Below are 26,368 nucleotides of genomic sequence, written 5' to 3'. Positions count from 1 at the left end.
GGACCGCGCAGTGCGGGGCTACGAGAGCCAGGAGCGAGAGCCGGCGGCTGACGTCGACCACCTCTCTCGGTTCGAGGCCGAGATGAAGCGGCTGAAGACCGAGCGGGAAAAGGCGATCCAGCACGCCGAGGACCTCGGCTACCAGGTCGAGGTGCTGCGCGCCAAGCTGCACGAGGCGCGCCGCACCATCATGACCAGGCCCGCCTACGACGGCGGTGACATCGGCTATCAGGCCGAGCAGTTGCTGCGCAACGCCCAGATCCAGGCCGACCAGCTGCGCCAGGACGCCGAGCGGGAGCTGAGCCAGGCCCGGGCGCAGACCCAGCGCATCCTCCAGGAGCACGCCGAGCAGGCGGCCCGGCTCCAGGCGGAGCTGCACCAGGAGGCGGTCACCCGCCGCCAGCAGCTCGACCAGGAGCTGGCCGAGCGCCGGCAGACCGTCGAGTCGCACGTCAACGAGAACGTGGCGTGGGCCGAGCAGCTGCGGGCCCGCACCGAGTCGCAGGCGCGCCGTCTGCTGGAGGAGTCCCGCGCCGAGGCCGAACAGGCGATGGCCGCCGCCCGCGCGGAGGCCGAGCGGGTGACCCGGGAGGCCCGCGAGCGGCTGCAGAGCGACGCCGAGGCGGCCCGCGCGGAGGCCGAGCAGTTGTTGCGCCGTGCCCGCACGGACGCCGAACGGCTGCTGAACGCGGCCTCGACGCAGGCCCAGGAGGCCACCGACCACGCCGAGCAGCTGCGTACGTCGACGGCGACGGAGTCGGACGCGGCCCGCCGTCAGGCGAGCGAGCTGAGCCGGGCCGCCGAGCAGCGCATGGCGGAGGCCGAGGAGGCGCTGCGCAAGGCGCAATCCGAGGCGGAGAAGCTCGTCACCGAGGCCAAGGAGGCCGCCGGAAAGGCCCTCTCCAGCGCCGAGTCGGCCAACGAGCAGCGCACGCGGACCGCGAAGGAGCAGGTCGCCCGGCTGGTCAGCGAGGCCACCAAGGAGGCCGAGTCCACCAAGGCGGACGCCGAGCAGATCGTCGCCGACGCCCGCGCCGAGGCCGAGAAGATCCTCGCCGAGGCGGGCGAGAAGGCCCGCAGCGTCACCGCCGAGGAGGCGGCCTCCCAGCTGTCGAAGGCCGCGAAGACCGCCGAGGACGTCCTGAACAAGGCGTCCGAGGAGGCGCAGCAGACCACCCGGGCGGCCGCCGAGGAGGCCGAGCGGATCCGTACCGAGGCCGAGGCCGAGGCGGACCGGCTGCGCGCCGAGGCGCACGACATCGCCGCGCAGCTCAAGGGCGCGGCGAAGGACGACACCAAGGAGTACCGCGCCAAGACGGTCGAACTGCAGGAGGAGGCCCGCCGGCTGCGCGGCGAGGCCGAGCAGCTGCGTTCGGAGGCGGTCGCCGAGGGCGAGAAGATCCGTGCCGAGGCCCGGCGCGAGGCCGTGGCACAGATCGAGGAGGCGGCCAGGTCCGCCGAGGAGCTGCTCGCCAAGGCCAAGGCGGACGCGGACGAGCTGCGGCAGTCCGCGACCACGGACAGCGAGAAGGTCCGCACCGAGGCCATCGAGCGGGCCACGACGCTGCGCCGGCAGGCCGAGGAGACCCTGGAGCGCACCCGCAAGGAGGCCGAGCGGCACCGCGCGGAGGTCCTGGAGCAGTCCGAGGCGCTCCAGGCGGACGCCGAGCGGGCCGCGCGCGAGCTGCGCGAGGAGAGCGAGCGGGCGGTCGAGGCGCGCCGCGCCCAGGCCGCCGAGGAGCTGGCCCGGCTGCACACCGAGGCCGAGGAGCGGCTCGCGTCGGCCGAGCAGGCGCTCACGGAGGCCCGTGAGGAGGCCGCCCGGATCCGCCGGGAGGCCGGCGAGGAGGGCGAGCGGCTGCGCTCGGAGGCCGCCGAACGCCTTCGTACGCTCCAGCAGCAGGCCGAGGCGGAGGCCGAACGGCTGCGCGACGAGGCCGCCGCGGACGCGTCCGCGTCCCGGGCCGAGGGCGAGGCCATCGCCGTACGGCTGCGTTCCGAGGCCGCCGCCGAGGCCGAGCGGCTCAAGGTGGAGGCCCAGGACACCGCCGACCGGGTGCGCGCGGAGGCGCAGGCCGCCGCCGAGCGGCTGGGCGCCGAGGCGTCCGAGACGCTGGCCGCGGCGCAGGAGGAGGCCGCCCGGCGGCGCCGGGAGGCCGAGGAACTCCTCGGTGCCGCCCGCCAGGAGGCCGGCCAGGAGCGCGAGCGGGCCCGCGAGCAGAGCGAGGAGCTGCTGGCCTCGGCGCGCAAGCGGGTGGAGGACGCGCAGGCCGAGGCTGTCCGACTGGTCGAGGAGGCCGACCGGCGCGCGAACGAGATGGTGTCCGCGGCCGAGCAACACGCCCAGCAGGTACGGGAATCCGTCGCCGGGCTGCACGAGCAGGCGCAGGACGAGATCGCCGGGCTGCGCTCGGCCGCCGAGCACGTGGCGGACCGGATGCGCCGGGAGGCCGAGCAGGAGGCGGACCGGGTCCGCTCCGACGCCTACGCCGAGCGGGAGCGGGCCAGCGAGGACGCCGGCCGGATCCGGCGGACGGCGGGCGAGGAGTCCGAGGCCGCCAAGGCACTGGCCGAGCGTACGGTCACGGAGGCCATCGCGGAGTCGGAGCGGCTGCGCTCGGAGGCGGCGGCGCACGCCCAGCGGGTGCGCACCGAGGCCTCCGACACGATCGCCCAGGCCGACCAGGACGCCACGCGCACCCGCGCCGAGGCCCGGGAGGACGCCAACCGCATCCGTTCCGACGCGGCGACCCAGGCGGACACCCTCATCACCGAGGCGCGCAACGAGGCGGAGCGGCTGCAGAGCGAGACGGTCGCGGAGGCCGAGCGGGTCCGCACGGAGGCGCTCACCGAGGCGGAGCGGCTGCAGTCGGAGACCGTGGCCGAGGCGGACCGGGTGCGCTCGGACGCCATCGCCAAGGCGGAGAAGCTCATCGCGGACGCCACCGGCGACGCCGAGCGGCTGCGCGCGGAGGCCGCGGAGACCGTGGGCTCCGCGCAGCAGCACGCCGAGCGGCTGCGCACCGACGCCGAGCGGGTCAAGTCGGGTGCGGAGGCCGAGGCCGAGCACCTGGTCAACTCCGCGCGCGAGGAGGCCCAGCGGACCCTCGACGAGGCCCGCAAGGACGCCAACAAGCGGCGTTCGGAGGCGGCCGAGCAGGTCGACACGCTCATCACGGAGACCACGGCCGAGGCCGACAAGCTGCTCACCGAGGCGCAGCAGCAGGCGCTGAAGACCACCGCGGACGCCGAGGCGCAGGCCGACACCATGGTGGGCGCGGCACGTCAGGAGGCCGACCGGCTGGTGTCCGAGGCGACGGTCGAGGGCAACTCGCTGGTGGAGAAGGCACGCACGGACGCGGACGAGCTGCTGGTCGGCGCCCGCCGCGACGCCACCGCCATAAGGGAGCGCGCGGAGGAGCTGCGCGAGCGCCTGACCACCGAGATCGAGGAGCTGCACGAGCGGGCCCGCCGTGAGGCCGCCGAGACGATGAAGTCGGCCGGCGACCGCTGCGACGCGCTGATCACCGCCGCCGAGGAGCAGCTGGCCAAGGCGCAGGCGAAGGCCAAGGAGCTGGTGTCGGAGGCCAACTCCGAGGCGGGCAAGGTGCGTATCGCCGCCGTCAAGAAGGCGGAGGGGCTGCTGAAGGAGGCCGAGCAGAAGAAGGCCACGCTCGTCCGGGAGGCCGAGGAGCTGAAGGCCGAGGCGATCCGCGAGGCCCGGCGCACGGTCGAGGAGGGCAAGCGCGAGCTGGAGATCCTCGTGCGCCGCCGGGAGGACATCAACGCCGAGATCTCCCGTGTCCAGGACGTGCTGGAGGCGTTGGAGTCCTTCGAGGCCCCGTCGGCCGGCAAGGACGGCGGAGTCAAGGCGGGCGCCAGCGTGGGCGCCCCCCGATCGGGTGGCAAGTCGTCAGACAGCTAGCGGACAGGGTCGGTTCTGGTGTCTTCTGGGCGCTTTGACCCTGTCTTCGGCGTGCCCGTTGGCAAGCCGTCCGGGGATCAGCCACCCAAAAGTGGTGTCATTCTCCAGATCAAACACGTATCCGCTCGATGACACACCGCTTCGGCCCCTAGGATTCCCCCTATCACCTCACCGGTCTCATTTGACAGGAACCCCATGAGCGACACTTCCCCCTACGGCTTCGAGCTTGTGCGGCGTGGGTACGACCGCGCTCAGGTGGACGAACGGATCTCCAAGCTCGTCTCCGACCGTGACAGCGCTCTCGCCCGCATCACCGCTCTGGAAAAGCGCATCGAGGAACTCCACCTCGAGACACAGAACGCCCAGGCGCAGATCACCGACGCCGAGCCGTCGTACGCGGGTCTCGGCGCACGTGTGGAGAAGATCCTCCGGCTCGCGGAGGAAGAGGCCAAGGATCTGCGTGAGGAGGCACGGCGCGCGGCCGAGCAGCACCGCGAACTCGCGGAGTCGGCGGCCCAGCAGGTCCGCAACGACGCAGAATCGTTCGCTGCGGAACGCAAGGCGAAGTCCGAGGACGAGGGCGTCCGGATCGTCGAGAAGGCCAAGAGTGACGCCTCGCAGCTGCGCGCCGAGGCCCAGAAGGACGCGCAGTCCAAGCGTGAGGAGGCCGACGCCCTCTTCGAGGAGACCCGCGCCAAGGCCGCGCAGGCCGCCGCCGACTTCGAGACGAACCTCGCCAAGCGCCGCGAGCAGTCCGAGCGGGACCTCGCCTCGCGCCAGCAGAAGGCCGAGAAGCGCCTGGCGGAGATCGAGCACCGGGCGGAGCAGCTGCGCCTGGAGGCGGAGAAGCTGCGCACCGACGCCGAGCGCCGTGCCCGTCAGACCGTGGAGACGGCTCAGCGCCAGGCCGAGGACATCGTGGCCGACGCCAACGCCAAGGCCGACCGCATCCGCTCGGAATCCGAGCGCGAGCTGGCCGCGCTGACCAACCGCCGCGACTCGATCAACGCGCAGCTGACGAACGTCCGCGAGATGCTCGCCACGCTGACGGGCGCCGCGGTGGCCGCCGCCGGTTCGCCGGCGGACGACGAGCCGATCTCCCGTGGGGTGCCGGCCCAGCAGACCCGGTAAGCAGATCCGGTAAGTGGTGCCGGTTTCATCCGGTATCACCCGGTGCGATCCGCACGGAGCCCCCTGTCACCGCGGTGACAGGGGGCTCCGTGCGTGACGCCTGGCTTTACTTCCCTTTGGCCGGAACCGTCAGCGCCCCGATAAGCTCCTAACCCTTACGGGGGCGTGCACCCCGCTGTCCTGACCTTTTCGACGGATACCTCCGACGGGTGTGAAGCATGATCGAGGCTGTCGGCCTGACCAAGCAATACGGCGACAAAACCGCCGTGTACAACCTCTCCTTCCAGGTGCGGCCCGGGGCCGTGACCGGCTTCCTCGGGCCCAACGGCTCGGGCAAGTCGACGACGATGCGGATGATCCTGGGTCTGGACAACCCGACGTCGGGCACGGTGACCATCGGCGGCTACCCGTACCGCAAGCTGCCCAACGCGCCGCGCCAGGTCGGCGCGCTGCTCGACGCCAAGGCGGTGCACGGCGGCCGGCACGCCCGCAACCACCTGCTGTCCCTGGCCCAGCTGTCGGGCATCCCGGCCCGCCGGGTGGACGAGGTGCTCGGTGTCGTCGGCCTCCAGGAGGTGGCGCGCAAGCGTTCCAAGGGCTTCTCGCTCGGCATGGGCCAGCGGCTCGGGATCGCCGCCGCGCTGCTCGGCGACCCGCAGGTGCTGCTGTTCGACGAGCCGGTCAACGGCCTCGACCCCGAGGGCATCCTCTGGGTCCGCAACCTGATGAAGGCGCTCGCGGCGGAGGGCCGCACCGTCTTCGTCTCCTCCCACCTGATGAGCGAGATGGCGCTCACCGCCGACCACCTCATCGTCATCGGGCGCGGTCAGCTGCTCGCCGACATGAGCGTGACGGACTTCATCTCCGCCAACTCCGCCGACTTCGCGCGGGTGCGGACGCCGGACACCGAGCCGCAGCTGCGCGAGAAGCTGACCTCCGCGCTGACCGAGGCGGGCGGCCATGTGCTGCCCGAACAGGACGGCGCGCTGCGGGTGACCGGGCTGCCGCTGCCCCGCATCAGCGACCTGGCGCACGAGGCGGACGTACGGCTGTGGGAGCTGTCACCGCACCAGGCCTCGCTGGAGGAGGCCTACATGCGGATGACGCAGGGCGCCGTCGACTACCGCTCGACCATCGACCAGAAGGCGGGTCTGCAGCAGCCCCTGCCGCCCGGCGCGCAGCCGCCGGTGCCGGTGCCGGGCCAGGGCCAGCCGGACTGGTACGCCCCGCCGCCGCCCCAGCAGGGCGGCCGGCCGTTCGGCGCGCCCGCCGGGCCGTACGGCGGTCAGGGCGCGCCCGCGGGCGGCTACGGCGCTCCGGCCGCGGCCAACCCCTACGGTGCGCCCATGGCGCCCGTCGGCGCTCCGGGCGCCGGTCAGCCGAACCCGTACGCGCCGCCGGCCCCGGCCCCGGCGCAGGCTCCCGCCGCACCCGCCCCGGCAGTCCCCGCGGCCCCGGCAGCCCCGCCCGCGCAGCCGTCGGCCCCGCCCGCCGAAACGTCCCAGCCCGCCGAAACGTCCCAGCCCGTCGCCCCCGCCGACCTGACCAAGCCCGAGGACGCCCGATGAGCACGCCCCAGCCCCCGATGCAGCCGGCCGCCGCGCCCACCTGGCAGGCGGCGCCCGGTGGTTCGTACGCCGGTTACACCTCGCCGATCCCGGTCGTGCGCACCCACCTCGGGCACGCGCTGTCCTCCGAGTGGACGAAGATCAAGTCGGTGCGTTCGACGATGTGGACGCTCGGTGTGTTCGTGCTGCTGGTCGTCGGCATCGGTCTGCTGGCCGGCGCGGTGGTCAGCAACTCCTCCTCCGACCTGTCCGGCCAGAACCCGCTCTCGCTGGGCTTCTTCGGGCTGCTGCTGGGCAGCATGTGCATCATCACGCTCGGCGTGCTGACCACGGCCTCGGAGTACGGCACCGGCATGATCCGGACGACCATGACCGCCTGCCCCACCCGGGGCCGGGTGCTCACGGCGAAGGCGATCGTGTTCTTCGCCGTCGCCTTCGTGGTCACGCTGGTCTCCGCCACCCTCGTGGCGATGGCACAGGCGTCCATGACCAAGGGCAACGGCGCCCGGACCCCGTCGGCCCAGGAGTGGCTGAAGGCCACGCTCGGCATCAGCCTCTACGTCGCGCTGCTCGGGCTGCTCTCGCTGGTCATCGGCTCGATCATCCGGCACTCGGCGGGCGCCATCACCATCATGATCGGCGCCGTGCTCGCCCCGCTGGTGATCGCGCTGTTCATGTTCGCGTCCTCGCTGGACAAGGTCCGCCAGGCGCTGCTGGAGTACTCGATCCCGAACCAGATGAGCGTGTTCTACTCCAACTCCCTCACCAATTCCGGGCCGTCCGGCTGGGACCCGCTGTGGATCATGCTGGGCGTGACGGCTGCCGCGTTCGCGGGAGCGTACGCGCTGCTGGAGAAGCGGGACGTCTGACCGGATCGTCCGACCGGGTCATCCGGCCGGGTCATCCGGCCGGGCTCAGAACTTCGGCGCGTTACGGGACCGCTGCACCCGTGTGGTGCGGCGGTCCTTCGCGTTCCAGCACGCCTTGTGCCAGTGCCTGCGGTCGTCGACGCCCGCGTGCTCCGGCCAGGCCACCACGTGCGGGACGCCGGAGGGGATCACCTGGTCGCAGCCCGGGCAGCGGTAGGTCTTGCCCTGCGCGCTGGCCCCCGCGACGTGGCGCACGCTCCACTCCTCGCCCTGCCAGCTCTCCGTGGACTGCCAGCCGCCGTACCGGCCGGTCCGGTCGTCCTCGGCGCTGCGGCCGGACGATCCGGCTCCGTTCGGTCGATTACGACGCGGGGACACGGGACACCTCTCGGGGCTATACAGGAAGCACGGGCTGCGTCTCCAGCCTACGCGGCACCGACAGGGGTACGCGTAGGGAACCAACCCGTACAAGTCCCCCTCCAGGGCGACCCATTCTGCAGACAATCCGCAAATCCCTTCGCCAGGCCGTGTCCTCGTCACGTGTCACACGGTTATGCCGGGTGGGGGAGCTCCGGGTCAGGAGCCAAGGAAGCAGGAAAAGCGATGCGCGTAGGAAGTTTTGTGCTGGCCGCCCAGTTCCCGGGTCAGGGCCAGGGGGAGGCCCTGCACCGGGCGGTCCGCTCGGCGGAGGTCGCCGAGGAGGCCGGGCTGGACACCGTCTGGCTGGCCGAGCACCACTTCGTGCCCTACGGCACGTGCCCGTCGGCCGTCACCCTGGCCGCGCTGCTGCTGGGCCGCACCCGCAGGATCCGGGTGGGTACGGCGGTCAGCGTGCTGCCCACCGTCCACCCCGTCGCCCTCGGCGAACAGGCCGCGCTCCTGCACGTGACGAGCGGCGGGCGCTTCACCCTGGGGCTGGGGCGCGGTGGGCCCTGGGTGGACCTGGAGGTGTTCGGCTCGGGCCTCGATGCGTACGAGCACGGGTTCCCGGAATCACTCGATCTGCTGGTGCGCTGGCTGCGCGAACCCTCGGTCGCCGCGTCGGGTGAACGGTTCTCCTTCCGTGAGGTGCCGGTCGTACCGCGCCCGTCGGAATCGCTGACGGAGGCCCCGGGCCCCGAGGTCGTGGTCGCCTGCACCTCACCGGCGAGCGTGCGGCTGGCCGCCGAGCGCGGGCTGCCGATGCTGCTCGGGATGCACGTGGGGGACGAGGAGAAGGCGGAGATGGTCGCCCTGTGGCGGCAGTGCGCGCGGGCGGCCGGGCGGCCCGCCGAGGAGGTGCGCGGCGCGGCCCATGTCTCGGCCGGGGTCTGCCAGATCGCGGACCGGCGCACGGAGGCGGTCGAGACACTGCTGAAGGCGATGCCGGGCTGGCTGAAACAGGGCCTGGAGGCCCATGTCACCGTGGACGGCCGGAAGCGGTCCATGCGCGATCCCCTCGCCTACACCGAACTGCTCTGCGGGCTGCACCCGGTGGGCACCCCGCGGCTGTGCGCCGACCGTCTCGCGGCCACCTCCGAGCGCACCGGGATCACCCGCTTCGCCCTGCTGGTCGAGGGCTCGGGTGACCTGGCGGCGACGGAGGAGAACCTGCGACGGCTGGGCGGCGAGGTGCTCCCGCAGCTGCGCTGAACTCCCGTCCTGACCGAAGAGCTTGCCGCCCCAGCCCCGAACGCACCCCCCGCGAGTGGAGCGGCAAGCAAGCGGCCTTCGTGTCAGCGGTCCCGGCGCTCCGCGTCAGCAGTCCCGGAATTCCGGGGACTGGTTGAGCACCTGACTGCGCACCGAGGTGAAGCGGGCCAACGTCTCGTCGACCGAGGCCTCCAGTGGGAACACCGCCACCCGGTGGCAGTTCTGGAAGGCCAGCCGCACCCCGAAGTGCCGCTGCAGCGCGCCGCGTATGGCGTCACTCGCGAGCGCACGCAGCAGCTGACCGCGTGCCCGCTCGTCCGGCGGGGGCGTCTGGTTGTCGGCGAACTGGCCGCCGTCCACCTTCAGCTGGGCCACCAGGGAGCTGATCATCTCCCATGCGTAGGGCAGGGAGGTCCGGACGCAGTCGACGAATTCAGCTTCGTCGACCTCGCCTCGCTCGGCCTGTTCGAGTAGGGCCGGTGAGACGTCGAGCGACATGGGTACTCCTCTCGCACCCCCAACGAGCAGGGGTTGCCGGACAGGTAGGGGGAGTACGCGATATCGAACACGCTCAGTACACGCACCGCGACCTCCCGTTCCCTACGGTAGGCAACGGTCGGTGACCACACCAGCAGAATGCGTATATGGAACGGTCCCTTTGCGTACACAATCGGCCAAGGATGAACAAGAGGTTCCAGGGACAAATGGTGTGGCCCGGCGGGCCCCGGTTGACGGTGGGGATCCGCGACCGAAGGGCGAATCGCGTACACCAGTGGGGGTCGAGTAGCGTTGCCGACCATGCGTCTCGTCATTGCCCGGTGCTCGGTCGACTACGCCGGCCGGCTCACCGCCCACCTTCCCTCGGCCCCCCGTCTGATCCTGGTCAAGGCGGACGGCAGCGTCTCCATCCACGCCGACGACCGGGCCTACAAGCCCCTCAACTGGATGTCGCCGCCCTGCACGCTGAAGGAAGGCCCCGGGGACGCCTCCGACGGCACGGACGCCGTCTGGACCGTCGTCAACAAGGCGGGCGAGAAGCTGATCATCACCATGGAGGAGATCCTCCACGACTCGTCGCACGAACTCGGCGTCGATCCCGGCCTGATCAAGGACGGCGTGGAAGCGCACCTCCAGGAACTCCTCGCCGACCGCATCGACACGCTCGGCGAGGGCTACACGCTCATTCGGCGCGAGTACATGACCGCCATCGGCCCGGTCGACATCCTGTGCCGGGACGCCGAGGGCCGGACCGTCGCCGTGGAGATCAAGCGGCGCGGCGAGATCGACGGCGTGGAGCAACTCACGCGCTACCTGGAGCTGTTGAACCGCGACCCGCATCTCGCCCCGGTGCGCGGCATCTTCGCCGCGCAGGAGATCAAGCCCCAGGCCCGCGTCCTGGCCACCGACCGCGGCATCGGCTGCCAGGTACTGGACTACGACGCGATGCGGGGCATCGAGGACGACAAGCTGCGGCTGTTCTGAGCCGACGTCACCGCGGCCCTCCGGCCGGCCTCACATCACCGAGCCCGATCCTCTCCCGGTGCTCTGCGAGGCGCCGGGGGAGCTGGAGGTGGCGGTGGGGGTGAGGGAGGCGGGGCCGCCGGCGGTGTTGGTGGTGGAGGGGGTCTCCGTCGGCGTCTGCGACGGAGCCGGCGTGTCCGTCGGCGTCTGCGACGGCGATTGCGACACGGACTTGGAGGGTGTCGGGGTCGGCTTCGACGACGTCGGAGTCCCCGGCTTCGACGACGTGGGCTTCGACGGCGTGCTCGAACCCCCGCCCCCCGGCCCCTGCGTCCCGGTCGGCTGGTCCGAGGGCCCGGCCGTGTCCTTCGGCGGTGTCGGGTCGTCCGAGGTGCCGTACGTGCCGTCGGGGCCCGGGCCGGTCGGCCGGCTGATCGGCGCGCCGACGCCGGAACCGCTGCCGGTGTCCCTCTTCGGGTCGGCGCCCAGGCCGCCACCGTCCGTGCCCTGGCTCGCCGACGGGTTGGTGTTCACCCGGTCGGCGGGGTTGTCGGCGTTGTTGGAGGTCATGCCGAGCGTGACGACCGTGCCGAGCACGGCCGTGAGCAGGGCGCCGGAGCCCACCGCGACCAGGTTGCGCCGGGCCACGCCCCGGATGCCGCCGCCCCGGGGCCCGGCGGCGGGCGGGGCCGTCTGGGGCGAGACCCGCTGCGTCACCAGCGTCTCCGAGGCGGACGAATACACCGGCGGGAACGGGAACGCGGGCACCCCGCTCAGCGGCGACGCCGACTCCTCGTACCGGGCGTCGGGCACCTCCTCGCCCACCATCGCCCCCAGGCCGGGCACATCGCCCGTGCGGTCGGCGACCAGGGCCAGGGCCCGGCGTCCGGCGACCGTGCCCCGCTTGTCGGCGAGGGCACCGCGCAGCCCGATGGAGGCCTCCAGCTCGGCGCGGGCCCGGTCGAACTGTCCGGCGCAGAGCGCCAGTATCCCCAACTCGTGGTGGAAGTAGGCCTGTTCGGAGACCTCACCGGCCAGCCGGGAGGCCTCGGAGCCATGGCGCAGCACGCGTTCCCAGGCGCTCCAGTGCAGTCCGGCGGCGAAGGCCGGGGCGGCGGTGCGGGCGAGCCGTACCGGGATGCTCTCCGTGTCCTCTTCCGGGGGGACCGTCGCCGGCGCCAGCACGGCCAGCGCGGCGAGGATCGCGTCGGCCTCGGCGCACACCCGCTCGGGGGTGACCGAGGGGTGGCCGGCCCACCAGGCGTAGTGCTGGGCGGCGGCCAGGGCCTGCGCCTCGGTGTCGTCGCCGTACCCGGCGGCCTCCAGTTGCTGCTGCACACCGGAGGCGAGGCGGTAGCGGGCGCCGACCGGGGAGACCAGTCCGCAGCCCACCAGTTCGCCGAGGGCGGCGTCGGCGTGGGTGTCGCCGACCAGCGCGGGCAGGTGCGCCTGGTGCGGCACCTCGCCGCCGAGGGCGACGGCGAAGCGCAGGGTGGCGCGCGCGGAGGGGCTCAGCCGGGAGGCGAGCAGCGGGGCGGGCGCGGCGGCCTCGCCGAGCGAGGGCAGGGCGACGCCCTCGGCGTACTCGGCGTCAGCGCCGGGTACGGCGTCGAACGGTGCGTCCACGGGCGGCCGTACGTCCGCGAAGACGCCGAACTCGTCCACCGCGCCCGCGCCGGCCCGCAGCTGGTCGCGCTGCCGGAGCAGGGCGCCGGCCTGGACGAACCGCAGGGGCAGGCCCTCGGACTCGAACCAGAGGTCGCCCGCCCAGTTGGCCTCCTCCTCCCGGAGGACGCGGTCGACGGCGCGCTCCAGGATCTCCACGCCTCCGGCGCGGTCCAGACCGCCGAGGAAGACCTCCTCCACGGCCGAGTCGGCGGAGGGTGCGGGGATGTCCGGGGTGGCGGCGATCAGGAAGGCGCACTCGGGGGTGGCGTCGATCAGCTCGTCGAGGGCGGCGCCGCCGAACTCCAGGTCGTCGAGGACGACGACCGCGCCGATCTCCCGGACCGCTTCGAGCAGTTCGTCCCGTTCGGGGCGGTGCAGGGGCGCGTCGTGGACGGCGTAGAAGAGGTCGTACAGGAGGTCGGTGGCGGTGTGGTGGAAGCCGGTGAGGCGGACCACGCCGTCCGGGGCGAGGTCGGCGCAGTCCTCGGCGACCAGGTCGAGCAGGGCGCTGCGGCCGGATCCGGCGGGGCCGGTGAGGCGTACGGAGCGGCCGCGGGCGAGGAGCCGCACGAGGCGTTCGCGTTCGTCCTGGCGTTCCAGCAGGGGCAGCTCGGGCCGGGCCGGACCGGCGGGCACGGGCGGCCGGGCGGCGCGGGCGGTCTCGGCGCGTTCGGCCGGAGACAGCTTGGCGGGCCTGCCCGGGCGCTCCCCGGGCGGGCAGATCTCTATCTCGCTGCCGTCGACGGGGTTGACGGTCAGCAGGTAGTCGCCGGAGACGAGTTGCACCGTGCGGGCGAGTGCCGGCGCGCTCTGGCCGAAGTCTGAGGTGAGGGATTCCCTGGGCGGGCGCTGGCGCGGCGCGCTGCCGTCGCCGTCCTGGCCGTGCTCCCCGGGTCCCCGGTTGATCGGGTCCATAGGTCCAAGCCCCCCAAAAGCGTTCGTGTGCCCGTGTCCGGCCCCTCCCGGCCTGTTGCACACCGCGCTGTCGCTTCTGGTCCGGGCCCGCTTGAGGGTTTGCTGGTAAGCGGGCGACCGAACCCTAAACCTTCGCACAGTATCTACGACAGTCCGGGGTGCCGCGCCGTCCGAGACGTCACAGTCTCGTGAGGATTGCGCGTTGACGTGCGGTTCGGCGCCGTCCGGCCGGGTCTCCCCCGTCGCCCGGTTCACACCTGGTCGCCACGTCACATCCGGTCGCCACGTCACGTCCGGGCCGTCCTCGGGGTCGCCCCGGCTCGTCCTCGGGGTCACACCCGAGGCAGTGACTCCACCCCGATGCCGCCCTCGATGGCCAGGATGCGGTGCAGCCGGGTGGCCACCAGCAGGCGCTGCATCTGCGCCGGTACGCCACGCAGCACCAGGCGTCTGCCGCAGCGGCCGGCCCGCCGGTGGGCGCCCATGATGACGCCGAGTCCGGTGGCGTCCCAGGAGTCCAGCTCGGACAGGTCGAGCACCAGGTCACCGACTCCGTCGTCGACGGCCGAGTGCAGGACCGTACGGGCGTCCGCCGCGCTGCGGACGTCGAGGCGGCCCCCGACGACCAGCTCGGTGTGGTCGCCCCTGATGTGCATATGCGCTCCCCGTGAGTGCGGTGGCGTACTGCGTGACGGTGGCTGTGCAACGTCTGACTGCTTCAGCGGCGACCAGGTTGCCGTCTGTAAGCGAACCGATACCGAATTCACCCGAGGGGGCGATACACCGCACGAATGCTCAGTACGTGTAGAAGCCCTGCCCGCTCTTGCGGCCGATGTCACCGGCGTCAACCATCCGGCGCATCAGCTCCGGCGGGGCGAACTTCTCGTCCTGGGACTCGGTGTAGATGTTGCCGGTGGCGTGCAGCAGGATGTCGACGCCGGTGAGGTCGGCGGTGGCGAGCGGGCCCATGGCGTGTCCGAAGCCCAGCTTGCAGGCGAGGTCGATGTCCTCGGCCGTGGCCACGCCGGACTCGTAGAGCTTGGTGGCCTCGACGACGAGGGCCGAGATCAGACGGGTGGTCACGAAGCCGGCCACGTCGCGGTTGACGACGATGCAGGTCTTGCCGACGGACTCGGCGAACTCCCGTGCGGTGGCGAGGGTTTCGTCGCTGGTCTTGTAGCCGCGGACGAGTTCGACGAGCTGCATCATCGGCACCGGCGAGAAGAAGTGCACACCTACCACGCGTTCGGGGTGCGCGGTGGCCGCCGCGATCTTGGTGATCGGGATGGCGGAGGTGTTGGAGGCGAGCACGGCGTCCGGGCGCACGATCTTGTCGAGCGCGCGGAAGATCTCGTGCTTGACCTCCAGCTTCTCGAAGACGGCCTCGACCACGACGTCCGCGTCGGCGGCGGCGTCCAGGTCGGTGGTGGCGGTGATGCGGCCGAGGGCGGCCTCCGCGTCGTGCGCCTCCAGCTTGCCCTTGCTCACGAACTTGTCGTAGGAGGCCTTGATCCCGTCGGTGCCGCGCTTCAGGGCCTCGTCGGTGACATCCCGCAGGACGACGTCCCAGCCCGCCTGCGCGGAGACCTGGGCGATGCCGGAACCCATGAGACCGGCCCCGATGACGGCGAGCTTCCGTGCCACTCCGACTCCCCTTACACGCTGTTTACGTATGCCTCTTCGGCGGAGAGTAGCGGTCGTGAGGCGCTGTGAAACCCCGTAAGTAATGCGTGTCACGGTCTCAGCGGGTGAGACAACCGTCACGTCCCGGCGTCGACAGGCCGGTTGGGGCTTTCCGCACCGGCTGCCGCCGGGGTGCGACGCCCGGAGCGCTCGTCCGGGAAGCGTCTAGATTGTCCTCATGGTCAATCTGACGCGCATCTACACCAGGACCGGCGACCAGGGCACCACCGCCCTCGGTGACATGAGCCGGGTCGCCAAGACCGACCTGCGGATCTCCGCGTACGCGGACGCCAACGAGGCGAACGCGGTGATCGGTACGGCGATCGCGCTGGGCGGGCTGGAGGAGGAGGTCGTCAAGGTCCTCACCCGCGTCCAGAACGACCTGTTCGACGTGGGCGCGGACCTGTCGACGCCGGTGGTGGAGAGCCCCGAGTTCCCGCCGCTCAGGGTCGAGCAGTTCTACGTCGACAAGCTGGAGGCGGACTGCGACCGCTTCAACGAGCGGCTGGAGAAGCTGCGCTCCTTCATCCTGCCGGGCGGCACCCCCGGAGCGGCCCTGCTGCACCAGGCGTGCACGGTCGTACGACGGGCCGAGCGGTCGACGTGGGCGGCCCTGGAGGCGCACGGCGAGGCGATGAACCCGCTCACCGCGACCTACCTCAACCGTCTGTCGGACCTGCTGTTCATCCTGGCGCGCACGGCCAACAAGGACGTCGGGGACGTGCTGTGGGTGCCGGGCGGGGAGCGCTGAGTTCCGGCGCTCCCCTCCCCTGCCGATCAGTGGTCCTGGGCCGCGTCCTTGTCCGCCTGAGCGACGGCGGACTCGGCCGCGGCCACCTTCTGCTGCATCTCCGAGTAGCCGGAGGGGGTGGCGGCCGCCTTCTGCGGTGTGCCGCCGTGGTGCGCGCAGCCCGCGGTCAGCCCGACGACGAGCACGACCGCGGCGGCCGCGAGCTTCGGGCGCATCAGCTCGCGCCCCCCTTGTTGTTCTTGCACCAGTTCTGCACTCCGGCCAGGTCCTTCTGCCGTTGCTGCAGGGTCGTCACCAGGGACTTGCGGAAGGTCAGCTTGTCCTGGAGGTAGGTCGCGATCTCGCTGTGTCCGGCCGCCTTCGCCTTGTCCACGCGCTGCTGCAGCCGGGCGATCGAGCCGCGCTGGTTCGGGCCCGCGTTCAGGCGCTCGAGCGCCCGGTCGATCCGGTGCTCGATCCTCGGGGCCCGCTTGCACAGGGCCTTGGCCCCGTCCCCGGCCGGGGTCGACTTGGCCGTGGGCGCGGACGCGGGAGTGCTCTCGGCCACGGCCGCCCCGGTGCCGCCCGCCAGGATCGCCGCCACGGCCGCTCCCACGAGGAGCGTGCGCCGGTGCCGTCGTACGTACATCTCAGCCTCCGTTCCGCGGACGGCCCCCTTCGTCCGTCCGCCTGCCGGGAGGCTAGGGAGCGTCTTTGGGGAAACTCTGTGACCGGTTTGTCCCCACCGTGTCGATCAGCCAGTCGCGGTGCGCGGGCAGCGGACCGCCGGTGGAGGGCAGGCGCACCACGAAGCGGGCGCCCACGCCGGACGGTCCGTCCTCGACCGTGACGCTCCCGCCGTGCAGGGCCGTCTGCTGGGCGACGAGGGTCAGGCCGAGACCCGAACCGGAGCTGGCGGGCCCGCGCTGGAAGCGCTCGAAGATCCGGGCGCGGGCCTCCGCGGGCACGCCCGGGCCCTGGTCGTCGACGGTGACGACGACCTCGTCGCCGGTGCGCCGCACGCCGACCGTCACCGTCGCCCGGCCCGCCGCGTCCCGCCCGTGCGCCAGGGCGTTGGCCAGCAGGTTGTCCAGGAGCAGGCGCAGGCCCGGTTCCCAGCCGTGCACCGTCGCCCCGGGTTCCGCCGCAAGGTCGATCCGGGCGTCGGGGGCGCGGCGCCGGGCGTCCGCCACCGACGCGTCCGCCGTCTCCGTCACGTCCACGGTGCGGAAGGCCTCCTCCTCCACCAGGTCGCCGCGGCCCAGCTCGCGCAGCATGACCAGGAGGTTCAGCAGCCGGGCGTGTTCGGTGCGCAGGTCGGCCAGTACCTCCGTGCGGTCCGGTTCGGGCAGGTCGGGGTGGGCGGCGAGGATGTCGAGGTTGGTGCCCATGCTCATCAGCGGGGTGCGCAGTTCGTGGGCGGCGGCCGAGGAGAAGGACCGGGCGGTGTCCAGCGCCTCGGCGGTTCGGGCGGCCTGCTCGTCGTAGCGGGTGAGGACGGTGCGCAGGGTGGCCGCCAGCTCGTCGACCTCGGTGACACCGCTCGGCTGGTCCGCGAGACGGGCCGCGCTGGTGCGCGGGTCGAGTCCGGCGGTACGGCGGCCGAGGCGGCGCAACGGTCCGGTCGCGCCGGTGGCCACGCCCCACGCGAGCAGGCCGGACAGCGGGACGGCGAGCAGGGTGGTCACGGCCACCCGGTGCCGTACGAGCCGGAGTTGGGCCTGGTCGGCGGCGTTGGGCGAGAAGACCCAGAGGGTGCCCGAGCCGCGCGGGGTGCTGATCGGCCGGGCCAGCGCCCGCCAGCTCTCCCCCGCGGCCCGGACGGTGACCGGTCCGGTGGCGATCTCGGGCAACGGCACCGAGGCGTCCGGCTGGGGGCCGCCGCTGAAGGTGGCGTCGGGGCCGATCATCCGTACGCCGACGTCGAGGGCGGCGCTGAACAGCAGGCGTTCGCGGGTGTCGGCGACCTTGGGCCGGCCGTTGAGGCTGGCCCGCAGCAGGGAGCGGGCCTCGGGGACCATGGCGGTGGCGCGGGTGCGCAGGTGCTGGTCCTCGGCGCGGTGCAGGTCGTGGTCGACCAGCCGCAGCAGCAGCCAGCCGGAGGCCAGGACGAGCAGCGGCACGGTGAGGCCGACGGCGAGCCCGATGCGGGTGGAGAGCCTCACTGGTCTTCCCTCAGGACGAAGCCGACGCCGCGCACGGTGTGGACGAGCCGGGGCCGTCCGCCCGCTTCCAGCTTGCGGCGCAGATAGCTGACGAACGTGTCGACGGCGTCGGTGCGGACGTCGAAGTCGTAGCCCCACACCCGCTCCAGCAGCTGGTCGCGGGTGAGGACGAGCCCGGCGTTGCGCGCCAGCACCTCCAGCAGCTCGAACTCGCGCCGGGTCAGCTCCAGCGGACGCCCGTCCCGTTCGGCGGTGCGGGCGCCCGGGTCGATCACCAGGCCGGCGACCCGCAGCACCTTCCCCGCGGGCGGCCGGCGGCGCAGCAGCGCACGCAGTCGCAACACCAGTTCCTGCAGGGCGAACGGCTTGACCAGGTAGTCGTCGCCGCCCGCCTGGAGCCCGGCGATGCGGTCGGCGGTCTCGTCCAGCGCGGAGAGCATCAGCACGGGCAGGTCCAGACCGTCGGCCCGGAGCCGTTCGCACACCTCGATGCCGCTCATGCCGGGCATCGACACGTCGAGGACCAGCACGTCGGGGGGCGTCTCCTGGATCACCGCCAGCGCCTCCCGCCCGCCCTCCGCCGTGCGGACCCGGAACCCGCTCAGCCTGAGCCCGCGTTCCAGCGAGCGCCGGATGGCCGCGTCGTCGTCCACGACCAGCACGGCACCGGCCCGCTCCGCCTCACCCATGCGCCTCTCCCTCACTCACCGCCCGGTCAGGGTACGGTCCGGTGCGGGTACGGTGCTGTGTTGGGCGGACGGCAGCGGTGGCTCAGAGGCGGCGGTGGATCTCCCGCCGGTGTCCGACTTCGACCACGAGGATGAGAAGCCTTCCTTCCTCGATCATGCAGGCGATCCGGTACGAGCCCACGCGGAGCCGGTACAGGTCGTCATGGCCCGACAGCTTCTTGACGTCCGCGTCGTCGCGGTACGGATCGTCGCCGAGTCGGCTGAGCGCGTGGAGGATGCGCAGGGCGGTCGTCTGATCGATCGGGTTGAGCTGACGGCGGGCGGCGGCGGTGAACTCGAAGGCGTACTTCACGCGACGTCCGGCTTGGGTGTGCCGAAGATGTCCGCGATCACGCGCGCGGGGAGGAGATCGTCGACCCGGCCGTCACCCGCCGCCTGATCGCCGAGTTCGCCGCGAAGCCGGTACGGCCGTCGAGGGACCCGGCGGTGCTCGACACCCTCACCCGGTGCGAGCGCGAGGTGCTGGCCTGTCTCGGCGAGGGGCTGTCCAACGCGGCCGTCGCGACCCGCCTCGACATGGCCGAGGCGACGGTGAAGACGCACGTGGGCCGGTTGCTGGGGAAGCTGGAGCTGCGCAGCAGGGTGCAAGCGGCCGTACTGGCCCAGGAGTTGGGGATCAGGTAGCGGCCCGTCGAGAGTGGTCCAGACCTATTGACCGATGGTCCAGACCTTTCTATTCTCGCGGCACTGTGGGCGTGAAGGCTCAGTCACGCCCCCCAACTCCCCATAGGAGGCGCACGATGCGCTTCAGACACAGAGCCGCGGCGGGGTTCGCGACCCTGTTGCTCCCCCTGGCCGGACTGGTCGGTCTCGCGAGCCCGGCTCCGGCCGCCGCGGACGCCTCGGGCGTCACCGCCACCTACGCCAAGACCCAGGACTGGGGCACCGGCTTCGAAGGCAAGTGGACGGTGACCAACACCGGCAGCACGGCCGTCAACTCCTGGACGGTGGAGTGGGACTTCCCCTCCGGTACGTCCGTCACCTCCGCCTGGGACGCGGACGTCACCTCGTCCGGAACCCACTGGACCGCCAAGAACAAGTCCTACAACGGCTCCCTGGCCGCCGGCGCCTCCGTCTCCTTCGGCTTCAACGGCGCCGGCACCGGATCACCCGCGAACTGCAAGCTGAACGGCGGCAGTTGCGACGGCACGACGGCCCCGGGCGACGCGGCCCCCTCCGCCCCCGGCACCCCCACCGCCTCCGCCGTCACCGACACCTCCGTCAAGCTCGCCTGGAGCGCGGCCACCGACGACAAGGGCGTCAAGAACTACGACGTGCTGCGCGACGGCAAGACGGTCGCCACCGTGACGAGCACCTCGTACACCGACACCGGACTGACCGCCGGCACCGACTACTCCTACACCGTCCAGGCCCGTGACACCGCCGACCAGACCGGCCCGGCCAGCGGCGCGGTCACCGTGCACACCAGCGGCGGCTCCACCACTCCCCCGACCGGCGGCGACAAGGTCCGGCTCGGCTACTTCACCGAGTGGGGCATCTACGGCCGCAACTACAACGTCAGGAACGTGGTGACCTCGGGCTCCGCCGCGAAGATCACGCACATCAACTACGCCTTCGGCAACGTCACCGGCGGCAAGTGCGCGATCGGCGACTCCTACGCCGACTACGACAAGGCCTTCACCGCCGACCAGTCGGTCAGCGGCGTCGCCGACACCTGGGACCAGCCGCTGCGCGGCAACTTCAACCAGCTGCGCGAGCTGAAGGCCAAGTACCCGAAGCTCAAGGTGCTGTGGTCGTTCGGCGGCTGGACCTGGTCCGGCGGCTTCGCGGACGCGGCCAAGGACCCGGCGGCCTTCGCCCAGTCCTGCTACGACCTGGTGAAGGACCCGCGCTGGGCCGACGTCTTCGACGGCATCGACATCGACTGGGAGTACCCGAACGCCTGCGGGCTCAGCTGCGACACCAGTGGGGCCGCGGCCTTCAAGAACGTGATGGCCGCCCTGCGCGCCAAGTTCGGCTCCTCCGCCCTGGTCACCGCGGCCACCACCGCCGACGGCTCCACCGGCGGCAAGATCGACGCCACCGACTACGCGGGCGCCGCGCAGTACGTCAACTGGTACAACGTGATGACGTACGACTTCTTCGGCGCCTGGGCGGCCCAGGGCCCGACCGCCCCGCACTCCCCGCTCACCTCCTACAGCGGCATCCCCACCGCCGGTTTCACCACGGCGGACGCGATCGCCGCGTACAAGGCCAAGGGCGTGCCCGCGAGCAAGCTGCTCATCGGCATCGGGCTGTACGGCCGCGGCTGGACCGGCGTCACCCAGGACGCCCCGGGCGGCACGGCCACGGGCCCGGCGGCGGGAACCTACGAACAGGGCATCGAGGACTACAAGGTGCTCAAGACGTCCTGCCCGGTCACCGGCACCGTCGCGGGCACGGCGTACGCGCACTGCGGAAGCAACTGGTGGTCCTACGACACCCCGTCGACCATCGCCGGGAAGATGAACTGGGCCAAGGCCCAGGGGCTGGGCGGCGCGTTCTTCTGGGAGTTCAGCGGCGACACCGGCGACGGCGAACTGGTGAACGCCATCAACAGCGGACTGTCGTAAAGGATTGACCGAAAGAACTAAGCAACGTTGACACGCTGACCGGGCGGGGCTGCTTCCAGCCACGCGAGGAAACCGGTCAGCGCGTCTTCGCTCATGGCCAGTTCCAGACGAGTGCCCCGGTGGGTGCAGGCGAGGACGACGGCGTCGGAGAGCAGGGCCAGCTCCTCCTCGCCCTCGGGCAGACGGCGGCCGGCGACCTCGATCGCGGCGCGGTCCAGGGTGCGGCGCGGACGGTAGGCGTAGGAGAAGACGCGGTACCACTCGATGCGGTCGCCGTTGTAGCGGGCGACGCCGTAGCTCCAGCCCTTGCCGGCGGTGTCCGGTTTCTCCGGCAGGTCCCAGCGCAGGGAACAGTCGAAGGTCCCGCCGGAGCGCTGGATCAGCCTGCGCCGCAGACCGAAGAAGAACAGTCCCACCACCACGAGCGCGACCACGATCCCGCACACAGTCAGAGCGAGGACCATCGGCACCGACCTCCTCGTCTCCCAGTAGTGGAACTTGGTAATGGAACGGAAAAAACACCCACATCTGCCTCAGCCGCGGGGGGGGGGGGGGCCCCCCCGGCCCCCCCCCGGCCCCCGGCCCCCCCCCGCCCCCCCGGCCCCGCCCCCCCCCCCCCCCCCGCGCCGCCCGCCCCCCCCCCCCCCCCCCCCCGGGGCGCCCCTCGGCAACCTGGGTAATGCCCCGGACACCACCCCCACATCTGCCTCAGCCGCGGCTGGGACCGGATCGCTCCGGTCCCAGCCGCGGCTGAGTGACGTCAACGTACGCCGTGAACGGTCAGCGCGCCGCCGCCGCGCGCAGACGGACGTCCGCGCGGCGCTCGGCGGTGGCGTCGCCCTCCGCCTTCGCGCGCTCCAGCTCCCGCTCGACGCGCTGGACGTCGATCTCGTCCGACAGCTCGGCGATCTCGGCCAGCAGCGACAGCTTGTCGTCGGCGAACGACAGGAAACCGCCGTGCACCGCGGCGACGACCGTTCCACCATCACTCGTACGGATGGTCACCGGGCCCGACTCCAGCACACCGAGCAGCGGCTGGTGACCGGGCATGACGCCGATGTCGCCGGACGTGGTGCGCGCGACGACCAGGGTGGCCTCGCCGGACCAGACCTGGCGGTCCGCGGCGACCAGCTCGACGTGCAGCTCAGCAGCCAAGGGTGGCTCCTCGGGTCACCACCCGGCGGTAGTGCCGGGTGTGGGTCAATTCTAGAGGGCGTGGAGAGAGGGGCGGACACACCCCCGCGGATGCGAGATCCCGCGGGGAGTGCCCAGCCCCTCTCTGACGAGCACGGGGCTCAGGAGACGCCCAGCTCCTTGGCGTTGGCCTTGAGGTCCTCAAGACCACCGCACATGAAGAACGCCTGCTCGGGGAAGTGGTCGTACTCACCGTCGCAGATCGCGTTGAACGCGGCGATCGACTCGTCCAGCGGCACGTCCGAACCGTCCACGCCGGTGAACTGCTTGGCGACGTGGGTGTTCTGGGACAGGAAGCGCTCCACGCGACGGGCACGGTGGACGACGAGCTTGTCCTCCTCGCCGAGCTCGTCGATACCGAGGATCGCGATGATGTCCTGGAGGTCCTTGTACTTCTGCAGGATGTTCTTCACGCGCATGGCCGCGTCGTAGTGCTCCCGCGTGATGTAGCGCGGGTCCAGGATCCGGGACGTGGAGTCCAGCGGGTCCACGGCCGGGTAGATGCCCTTCTCGGAGATCGGACGGGAGAGCACCGTCGTCGCGTCGAGGTGGGCGAAGGTGGTGGCCGGGGCCGGGTCGGTCAGGTCGTCCGCGGGGACGTAGATCGCCTGCATCGAGGTGATCGAGTGACCACGGGTCGAGGTGATGCGCTCCTGGAGGAGACCCATCTCGTCGGCCAGGTTCGGCTGGTAGCCCACCGCGGAGGGCATACGGCCGAGCAGCGTGGAGACCTCGGAACCGGCCTGCGTGAAGCGGAAGATGTTGTCGATGAAGAACAGCACGTCCTGCTTCTGGACGTCACGGAAGTACTCGGCCATGGTGAGGCCGGCCAGCGCGACGCGCAGACGGGTGCCCGGGGGCTCGTCCATCTGGCCGAAGACCAGCGCGGTCTTGTCGATGACGCCCGAGTCGGACATCTCCTCGATGAGGTCGTTGCCCTCACGGGTGCGCTCACCGACGCCGGCGAACACGGAGACACCGTCGTGGTTGTTGGCGACGCGGTAGATCATCTCCTGGATGAGCACCGTCTTGCCGACGCCGGCACCGCCGAACAGGCCGATCTTGCCGCCCTTGACGTACGGGGTCAGCAGGTCGATGACCTTGACGCCGGTCTCGAACATCTCGGTCTTCGACTCGAGCTCGTCGAAGTTCGGGGCCTTGCGGTGGATCGGCCAGCGCTCGCCGTCGTACTTCTCGTCGACGTTGAGCACCTCACCGAGGGTGTTGAACACCTTGCCCTTGGTGAAGTCACCGACCGGGACGGAGATGGCGGAGCCGGTGTCCGTCACGGCGGCCTGGCGGACCAGACCGTCGGTGGGCTGCATGGAGATGGTGCGGACCAGGCCGTCACCCAGGTGCTGGGCGACCTCCAGGGTCAGGATCTTCTTCTCGCCGGCGTTGGCCGGGTCGGCCACCTCGACGTGAAGGGCGTTGTAGATCTCCGGCATCGCGTCGACGGGGAACTCCACGTCGACGACCGGGCCGATGACCCGGGCGACGCGGCCCGTAGCCGTCGCGGTCTCAACAGTGGTGGTCATTAGCGGTCACTCCCCGCGGTCGCGTCGGCCAGGGCGCTCGCGCCACCGACGATCTCGCTGATTTCCTGGGTGATTTCGGCCTGGCGGGCCGCGTTGGCAAGACGGGAGAGCGTGTTGATCAGCTCGCCCGCGTTGTCGGTGGCCGACTTCATCGCGCGCCGCGTGGCGGCGTGCTTCGAAGCGGCCGACTGAAGCAGCGCGTTGTAGATACGGCTCTCCACGTACCGCGGCAGCAGGGCGTCGAGGACGTCCTCCGCCGAGGGCTCGAAGTCGTACAGCGGGAGGATCTCGCCCTGGGGCTTCTCCTCCGCCACCTCTTCGAGGCGCAGCGGCAGCAGCCGTGCGTCGAGCGCCGTCTGGGTCATCATCGAGACGAACTCGGTGAAGACGATGTGGAGTTCGTCCACGCCGCCCTCGTCCGTCTCCGTCTCGATCGCCTCGATCAGCGGGGCCGCGACCTTCTTGGCGTCCGCGTACGTGGGCTCGTCGGTGAAGCCGGTCCACGACTCCGCGATCTTGCGCTCACGGAAGTTGTAGTGGGCGACACCACGGCGGCCGACGATGTACGTGTCGACCTCCTTGCCCTCGCGCTCCAGGCGCTCGGTCAGCTGCTCCGCCGCCTTGATGGCGTTGGAGTTGAAGGCGCCGGCCAGACCGCGGTCGCTCGTGAGGAGCAGGACCGCGGCACGGGTCGGGTTCTCCGCCTCCGTGGTGAGCGGGTGCTTGGTGTTCGACCCCGTACCGACCGCCGTGACCGCGCGAGTCAGCTCGGTCGCGTACGGCGTGGAGGCCGCCACCTTGCGCTGCGCCTTGACGACGCGCGAGGCGGCGATCATCTCCATCGCCTTGGTGATCTTCTTGGTCGCGCTGACGGATCGGATGCGACGCTTGTAGACCCGGAGCTGGGCTCCCATGAGTCAGGTCCCTTCCTTACGTCACTTGGCGGCAGCGGCAGGAGTGTCCTCGCCGAGCAGCTTGCCGTCCGAGGTCTCGAACTGCTTCTTGAAATCGGCGATGGCGTCGGCGACGGCCGTGAGCGTGTCGTCGGACATCTTGCCGCCCTCCTTGATGGAGGTCATCAGGCCCTGCTCCTTGCGGTGCAGGTAGTCCAGCAGCTCGCGCTCGAAGCGGCGGATGTCGGCGACCGGGACGTCGTCCATCTTGCCGGTGGTGCCGGCCCAGACGGAGACGACCTGGTCCTCGGTGGCCATCGGCTGGTACTGGTCCTGCTTCAGCAGCTCGACCATGCGCTGACCGCGCTCCAGCTGGGACTTCGAGGCCGCGTCCAGGTCCGAACCGAAGGCGGCGAACGCCTCCAGCTCACGGAACTGGGCGAGGTCGACACGGAGACGGCCGGAGACCTGCTTCATCGCCTTGTGCTGCGCGGAACCGCCGACTCGGGAGACGGAGATACCGACGTTCAGCGCGGGGCGCTGACCGGCGTTGAACAGGTCCGACTCCAGGAAGCACTGGCCGTCGGTGATGGAGATGACGTTGGTCGGGATGAACGCCGAGACGTCGTTGGCCTTGGTCTCGACGATCGGCAGACCGGTCATCGAACCGGCACCCATGTCGTCGGAGAGCTTGGCGCAGCGCTCCAGCAGCCGGGAGTGCAGGTAGAAGACGTCACCCGGGTAGGCCTCACGGCCCGGCGGGCGGCGCAGCAGCAGGGACACGGCGCGGTAGGCGTCGGCCTGCTTCGAGAGGTCGTCGAAGATGATCAGGACGTGCTTGCCCTCGTACATCCACTGCTGGCCGATGGCCGAACCGGTGTACGGCGCCAGGTACTTGAAGCCGGCCGGGTCGGACGCCGGGGCGGCGACGATGGTGGTGTACTCCAGCGCGCCGGCGTCTTCGAGGGCACCGCGCACGGAGGCGATGGTGGAGCCCTTCTGGCCGATGGCGACGTAGACGCAGCGGACCTGCTTCTTCGGGTCGCCGGTGCGCCAGTTGTCACGCTGGTTGATGATCGTGTCGACGGCCAGGGCGGTCTTGCCGGTCTGGCGGTCGCCGATGATCAGCTGACGCTGGCCGCGGCCGACCGGGGTCATCGCGTCGACGGCCTTGTAGCCGGTCTCCATCGGCTCGTGCACCGACTTGCGCTGCATGACCGTGGGGGCCTGCAGCTCAAGGGCGCGGCGGCCGCTGGTCTCGATCTCGCCGAGGCCGTCGATGGGGTTGCCGAGCGGGTCGACAACGCGGCCGAGGTAGCCCTCGCCGACCGCGACGGAGAGGACCTCACCGGTGCGCTGCACCGGCTGACCCTCCTCGATGCCGCTGAACTCACCGAGGACGATGGCGCCGATCTCGCGCTCTTCCAGGTTGAGCGCGAGGCCGAGGGTGCCGTCCTCGAACTTCAGCAGTTCGTTGGCCATGGCCGAGGGCAGGCCCTCGACCTTCGCGATGCCGTCGCCGGCAAGGGTGACCGTACCGACCTCCTCGCGCGAGGCCGCGTCCGGCTTGTACGACTGGACGAAGTTCTCCAGCGCGTCCCGGATCTCCTCCGGCCGGATCGTGAGCTCCGCCATCTGGGTTCCCTGCTCTCCTTGTTGGGCCCGAAGTTTCAC

23 protein-coding genes and 1 pseudogene are annotated in these 26,368 nt (G+C 71.6%); 9 read left to right on the top strand and 15 right to left on the bottom strand.

Annotated elements, in window-relative coordinates:
• Window positions 1-10 precede the first annotated feature (10 nt).
• The 4 genes from scy (at window position 11) to ACFYMM_RS34240 (ending at window position 7,493) form a co-directional block, all read left to right on the top strand.
• Window positions 11-3,925 (top strand): polarized growth protein Scy, encoded by a 3,915-nt coding sequence (scy, locus tag ACFYMM_RS34255; RefSeq protein ID WP_388393946.1) that lies wholly within the window; start codon window positions 11-13, stop codon window positions 3,923-3,925.
• 195 nt (window positions 3,926-4,120) lie between these two features.
• Window positions 4,121-5,056, top strand: a complete 936-nt coding sequence (locus tag ACFYMM_RS34250) for a cellulose-binding protein (protein WP_388393943.1) — start codon at window positions 4,121-4,123, stop codon at window positions 5,054-5,056.
• Window positions 5,057-5,274: 218 nt separating this feature from the next.
• A complete protein-coding gene (locus ACFYMM_RS34245) occupies window positions 5,275-6,624 on the top strand; it encodes an ABC transporter ATP-binding protein (RefSeq protein WP_388393940.1) in 1,350 nt (449 codons plus the stop codon).
• Complete coding sequence (locus tag ACFYMM_RS34240; protein ID WP_388393939.1) at window positions 6,621-7,493, top strand: ABC transporter permease subunit; 873 nt, start codon at window positions 6,621-6,623, stop codon at window positions 7,491-7,493. Before ACFYMM_RS34245 ends, ACFYMM_RS34240 begins: the two co-directional genes overlap by 4 nt.
• Window positions 7,494-7,538: 45 nt before the next feature.
• Here ACFYMM_RS34240 and ACFYMM_RS34235 read toward each other — a convergent pair whose 3' ends face one another.
• Window positions 7,539-7,871: an ATP/GTP-binding protein gene (locus tag ACFYMM_RS34235; protein ID WP_388393936.1), complete on the bottom strand. Its 333-nt coding sequence runs from the start codon at window positions 7,869-7,871 to the stop codon at window positions 7,539-7,541.
• 225 nt (window positions 7,872-8,096) lie between these two features.
• Between ACFYMM_RS34235 and ACFYMM_RS34230 the strand changes: the two genes are divergently transcribed.
• Window positions 8,097-9,125 (top strand): LLM class flavin-dependent oxidoreductase, encoded by a 1,029-nt coding sequence (locus ACFYMM_RS34230; protein WP_388393933.1) that lies wholly within the window; start codon window positions 8,097-8,099, stop codon window positions 9,123-9,125.
• A gap of 105 nt (window positions 9,126-9,230) precedes the next feature.
• Here the strand turns inward: ACFYMM_RS34230 and ACFYMM_RS34225 are convergent, their stop codons facing one another.
• Window positions 9,231-9,623: an SCO5389 family protein gene (locus ACFYMM_RS34225; protein WP_388393931.1), complete on the bottom strand. Its 393-nt coding sequence runs from the start codon at window positions 9,621-9,623 to the stop codon at window positions 9,231-9,233.
• Window positions 9,624-9,923: 300 nt separating this feature from the next.
• Between ACFYMM_RS34225 and nucS the strand changes: the two genes are divergently transcribed.
• A complete protein-coding gene (gene nucS, locus ACFYMM_RS34220) occupies window positions 9,924-10,607 on the top strand; it encodes an endonuclease NucS (RefSeq protein ID WP_388393929.1) in 684 nt (227 codons plus the stop codon).
• A 30-nt stretch (window positions 10,608-10,637) separates the two neighbouring features.
• Here nucS and ACFYMM_RS34215 read toward each other — a convergent pair whose 3' ends face one another.
• From ACFYMM_RS34215 to ACFYMM_RS34205, 3 genes are all read right to left on the bottom strand, one after another.
• Entirely contained in the window at window positions 10,638-13,169 is a 2,532-nt protein-coding gene (locus ACFYMM_RS34215) for an ATP-binding protein (RefSeq protein ID WP_388393926.1), read from the bottom strand.
• 332 nt (window positions 13,170-13,501) lie between these two features.
• Window positions 13,502-13,825: an STAS domain-containing protein gene (locus ACFYMM_RS34210; protein WP_388393924.1), complete on the bottom strand. Its 324-nt coding sequence runs from the start codon at window positions 13,823-13,825 to the stop codon at window positions 13,502-13,504.
• Between the two features lie 139 nt (window positions 13,826-13,964).
• The gene (locus ACFYMM_RS34205; protein WP_388393921.1) at window positions 13,965-14,813 is read right to left on the bottom strand and encodes a 3-hydroxyacyl-CoA dehydrogenase family protein; all 849 of its coding nucleotides are present in this window, start codon (window positions 14,811-14,813) and stop codon (window positions 13,965-13,967) included.
• A 217-nt stretch (window positions 14,814-15,030) separates the two neighbouring features.
• Between ACFYMM_RS34205 and ACFYMM_RS34200 the strand changes: the two genes are divergently transcribed.
• On the top strand, window positions 15,031-15,603 hold the full coding sequence (locus tag ACFYMM_RS34200; protein WP_388393918.1) for a cob(I)yrinic acid a,c-diamide adenosyltransferase: 573 nt from the start codon (window positions 15,031-15,033) through the stop codon (window positions 15,601-15,603).
• 26 nt (window positions 15,604-15,629) lie between these two features.
• Here the strand turns inward: ACFYMM_RS34200 and ACFYMM_RS34195 are convergent, their stop codons facing one another.
• From ACFYMM_RS34195 to ACFYMM_RS34175, 5 genes are all read right to left on the bottom strand, one after another.
• Window positions 15,630-15,818, bottom strand: coding sequence for a hypothetical protein (locus ACFYMM_RS34195; protein WP_388393915.1), 189 nt, complete (start codon window positions 15,816-15,818; stop codon window positions 15,630-15,632).
• Window positions 15,818-16,231 (bottom strand): hypothetical protein, encoded by a 414-nt coding sequence (locus ACFYMM_RS34190; RefSeq protein WP_388393913.1) that lies wholly within the window; start codon window positions 16,229-16,231, stop codon window positions 15,818-15,820. Before ACFYMM_RS34190 ends, ACFYMM_RS34195 begins: the two co-directional genes overlap by 1 nt.
• A 52-nt stretch (window positions 16,232-16,283) precedes the next feature.
• The gene (locus ACFYMM_RS34185; RefSeq protein ID WP_388393911.1) at window positions 16,284-17,747 is read right to left on the bottom strand and encodes a sensor histidine kinase; all 1,464 of its coding nucleotides are present in this window, start codon (window positions 17,745-17,747) and stop codon (window positions 16,284-16,286) included.
• Window positions 17,744-18,436 carry a response regulator transcription factor gene (locus ACFYMM_RS34180; protein ID WP_388393909.1) on the bottom strand — a complete coding sequence of 231 codons (693 nt, stop codon included), beginning with the start codon at window positions 18,434-18,436 and terminating at the stop codon, window positions 17,744-17,746. The genes ACFYMM_RS34185 and ACFYMM_RS34180 overlap by 4 nt, the downstream gene beginning before the upstream one ends.
• Window positions 18,437-18,518: 82 nt before the next feature.
• Window positions 18,519-18,788 (bottom strand): type II toxin-antitoxin system RelE/ParE family toxin, encoded by a 270-nt coding sequence (locus ACFYMM_RS34175; protein ID WP_388393906.1) that lies wholly within the window; start codon window positions 18,786-18,788, stop codon window positions 18,519-18,521.
• Between the two features lie 29 nt (window positions 18,789-18,817).
• Here ACFYMM_RS34175 and ACFYMM_RS34170 point away from each other — a divergent pair.
• Together ACFYMM_RS34170 and ACFYMM_RS34165 are read left to right on the top strand one after the other, a co-directional pair.
• A pseudogene (locus tag ACFYMM_RS34170) lies at window positions 18,818-19,120 on the top strand (response regulator transcription factor); the annotation flags it as partial.
• Between the two features lie 116 nt (window positions 19,121-19,236).
• Window positions 19,237-21,069, top strand: coding sequence for a glycosyl hydrolase family 18 protein (locus tag ACFYMM_RS34165; protein ID WP_388393903.1), 1,833 nt, complete (start codon window positions 19,237-19,239; stop codon window positions 21,067-21,069).
• A 17-nt stretch (window positions 21,070-21,086) separates the two neighbouring features.
• Here the strand turns inward: ACFYMM_RS34165 and ACFYMM_RS34160 are convergent, their stop codons facing one another.
• The 5 genes from ACFYMM_RS34160 to atpA form a co-directional block, all read right to left on the bottom strand.
• Window positions 21,087-21,533, bottom strand: coding sequence for a DUF2550 domain-containing protein (locus ACFYMM_RS34160; protein WP_388393901.1), 447 nt, complete (start codon window positions 21,531-21,533; stop codon window positions 21,087-21,089).
• Between the two features lie 316 nt (window positions 21,534-21,849).
• Entirely contained in the window at window positions 21,850-22,224 is a 375-nt protein-coding gene (locus ACFYMM_RS34155) for a F0F1 ATP synthase subunit epsilon (RefSeq protein ID WP_388393898.1), read from the bottom strand.
• Window positions 22,225-22,364: 140 nt separating this feature from the next.
• A complete protein-coding gene (gene atpD, locus ACFYMM_RS34150; RefSeq protein WP_388393896.1) occupies window positions 22,365-23,801 on the bottom strand; it encodes a F0F1 ATP synthase subunit beta in 1,437 nt (478 codons plus the stop codon).
• A complete protein-coding gene (locus ACFYMM_RS34145) occupies window positions 23,801-24,715 on the bottom strand; it encodes a F0F1 ATP synthase subunit gamma (protein ID WP_388393893.1) in 915 nt (304 codons plus the stop codon). The genes atpD and ACFYMM_RS34145 overlap by 1 nt, the downstream gene beginning before the upstream one ends.
• Window positions 24,716-24,736: 21 nt before the next feature.
• Window positions 24,737-26,329 (bottom strand): F0F1 ATP synthase subunit alpha, encoded by a 1,593-nt coding sequence (gene atpA / locus ACFYMM_RS34140; RefSeq protein WP_388393890.1) that lies wholly within the window; start codon window positions 26,327-26,329, stop codon window positions 24,737-24,739.
• Window positions 26,330-26,368 lie beyond the last annotated feature (39 nt).

The sequence above is a fragment of the Streptomyces sp. NPDC006739 genome, from assembly GCF_042869815.1.
In the GTDB taxonomy this organism is placed as follows: Bacteria; Actinomycetota; Actinomycetes; order Streptomycetales; family Streptomycetaceae; genus Streptomyces.
This window is presented reverse-complemented; position numbering and strand designations above follow the sequence as displayed.

Coding starts and splice junctions, on each gene's coding strand:
- atpA (WP_388393890.1), bottom strand. CDS start 26,329: ATGGCGGAGCTCACGATCCGGCCGGAGGAGATCCGGGACGCGCTGGAG.
- ACFYMM_RS34240 (WP_388393939.1), top strand. CDS start 6,621: ATGAGCACGCCCCAGCCCCCGATGCAGCCGGCCGCCGCGCCCACCTGG.
- ACFYMM_RS34250 (WP_388393943.1), top strand. CDS start 4,121: ATGAGCGACACTTCCCCCTACGGCTTCGAGCTTGTGCGGCGTGGGTAC.
- atpD (WP_388393896.1), bottom strand. CDS start 23,801: ATGACCACCACTGTTGAGACCGCGACGGCTACGGGCCGCGTCGCCCGG.
- ACFYMM_RS34230 (WP_388393933.1), top strand. CDS start 8,097: ATGCGCGTAGGAAGTTTTGTGCTGGCCGCCCAGTTCCCGGGTCAGGGC.
- ACFYMM_RS34225 (WP_388393931.1), bottom strand. CDS start 9,623: ATGTCGCTCGACGTCTCACCGGCCCTACTCGAACAGGCCGAGCGAGGC.
- ACFYMM_RS34200 (WP_388393918.1), top strand. CDS start 15,031: ATGGTCAATCTGACGCGCATCTACACCAGGACCGGCGACCAGGGCACC.
- ACFYMM_RS34245 (WP_388393940.1), top strand. CDS start 5,275: ATGATCGAGGCTGTCGGCCTGACCAAGCAATACGGCGACAAAACCGCC.
- ACFYMM_RS34215 (WP_388393926.1), bottom strand. CDS start 13,169: ATGGACCCGATCAACCGGGGACCCGGGGAGCACGGCCAGGACGGCGAC.
- ACFYMM_RS34190 (WP_388393913.1), bottom strand. CDS start 16,231: ATGTACGTACGACGGCACCGGCGCACGCTCCTCGTGGGAGCGGCCGTG.
- ACFYMM_RS34160 (WP_388393901.1), bottom strand. CDS start 21,533: ATGGTCCTCGCTCTGACTGTGTGCGGGATCGTGGTCGCGCTCGTGGTG.
- ACFYMM_RS34180 (WP_388393909.1), bottom strand. CDS start 18,436: ATGGGTGAGGCGGAGCGGGCCGGTGCCGTGCTGGTCGTGGACGACGAC.
- ACFYMM_RS34165 (WP_388393903.1), top strand. CDS start 19,237: ATGCGCTTCAGACACAGAGCCGCGGCGGGGTTCGCGACCCTGTTGCTC.
- nucS (WP_388393929.1), top strand. CDS start 9,924: ATGCGTCTCGTCATTGCCCGGTGCTCGGTCGACTACGCCGGCCGGCTC.
- ACFYMM_RS34195 (WP_388393915.1), bottom strand. CDS start 15,818: ATGCGCCCGAAGCTCGCGGCCGCCGCGGTCGTGCTCGTCGTCGGGCTG.
- ACFYMM_RS34210 (WP_388393924.1), bottom strand. CDS start 13,825: ATGCACATCAGGGGCGACCACACCGAGCTGGTCGTCGGGGGCCGCCTC.
- ACFYMM_RS34145 (WP_388393893.1), bottom strand. CDS start 24,715: ATGGGAGCCCAGCTCCGGGTCTACAAGCGTCGCATCCGATCCGTCAGC.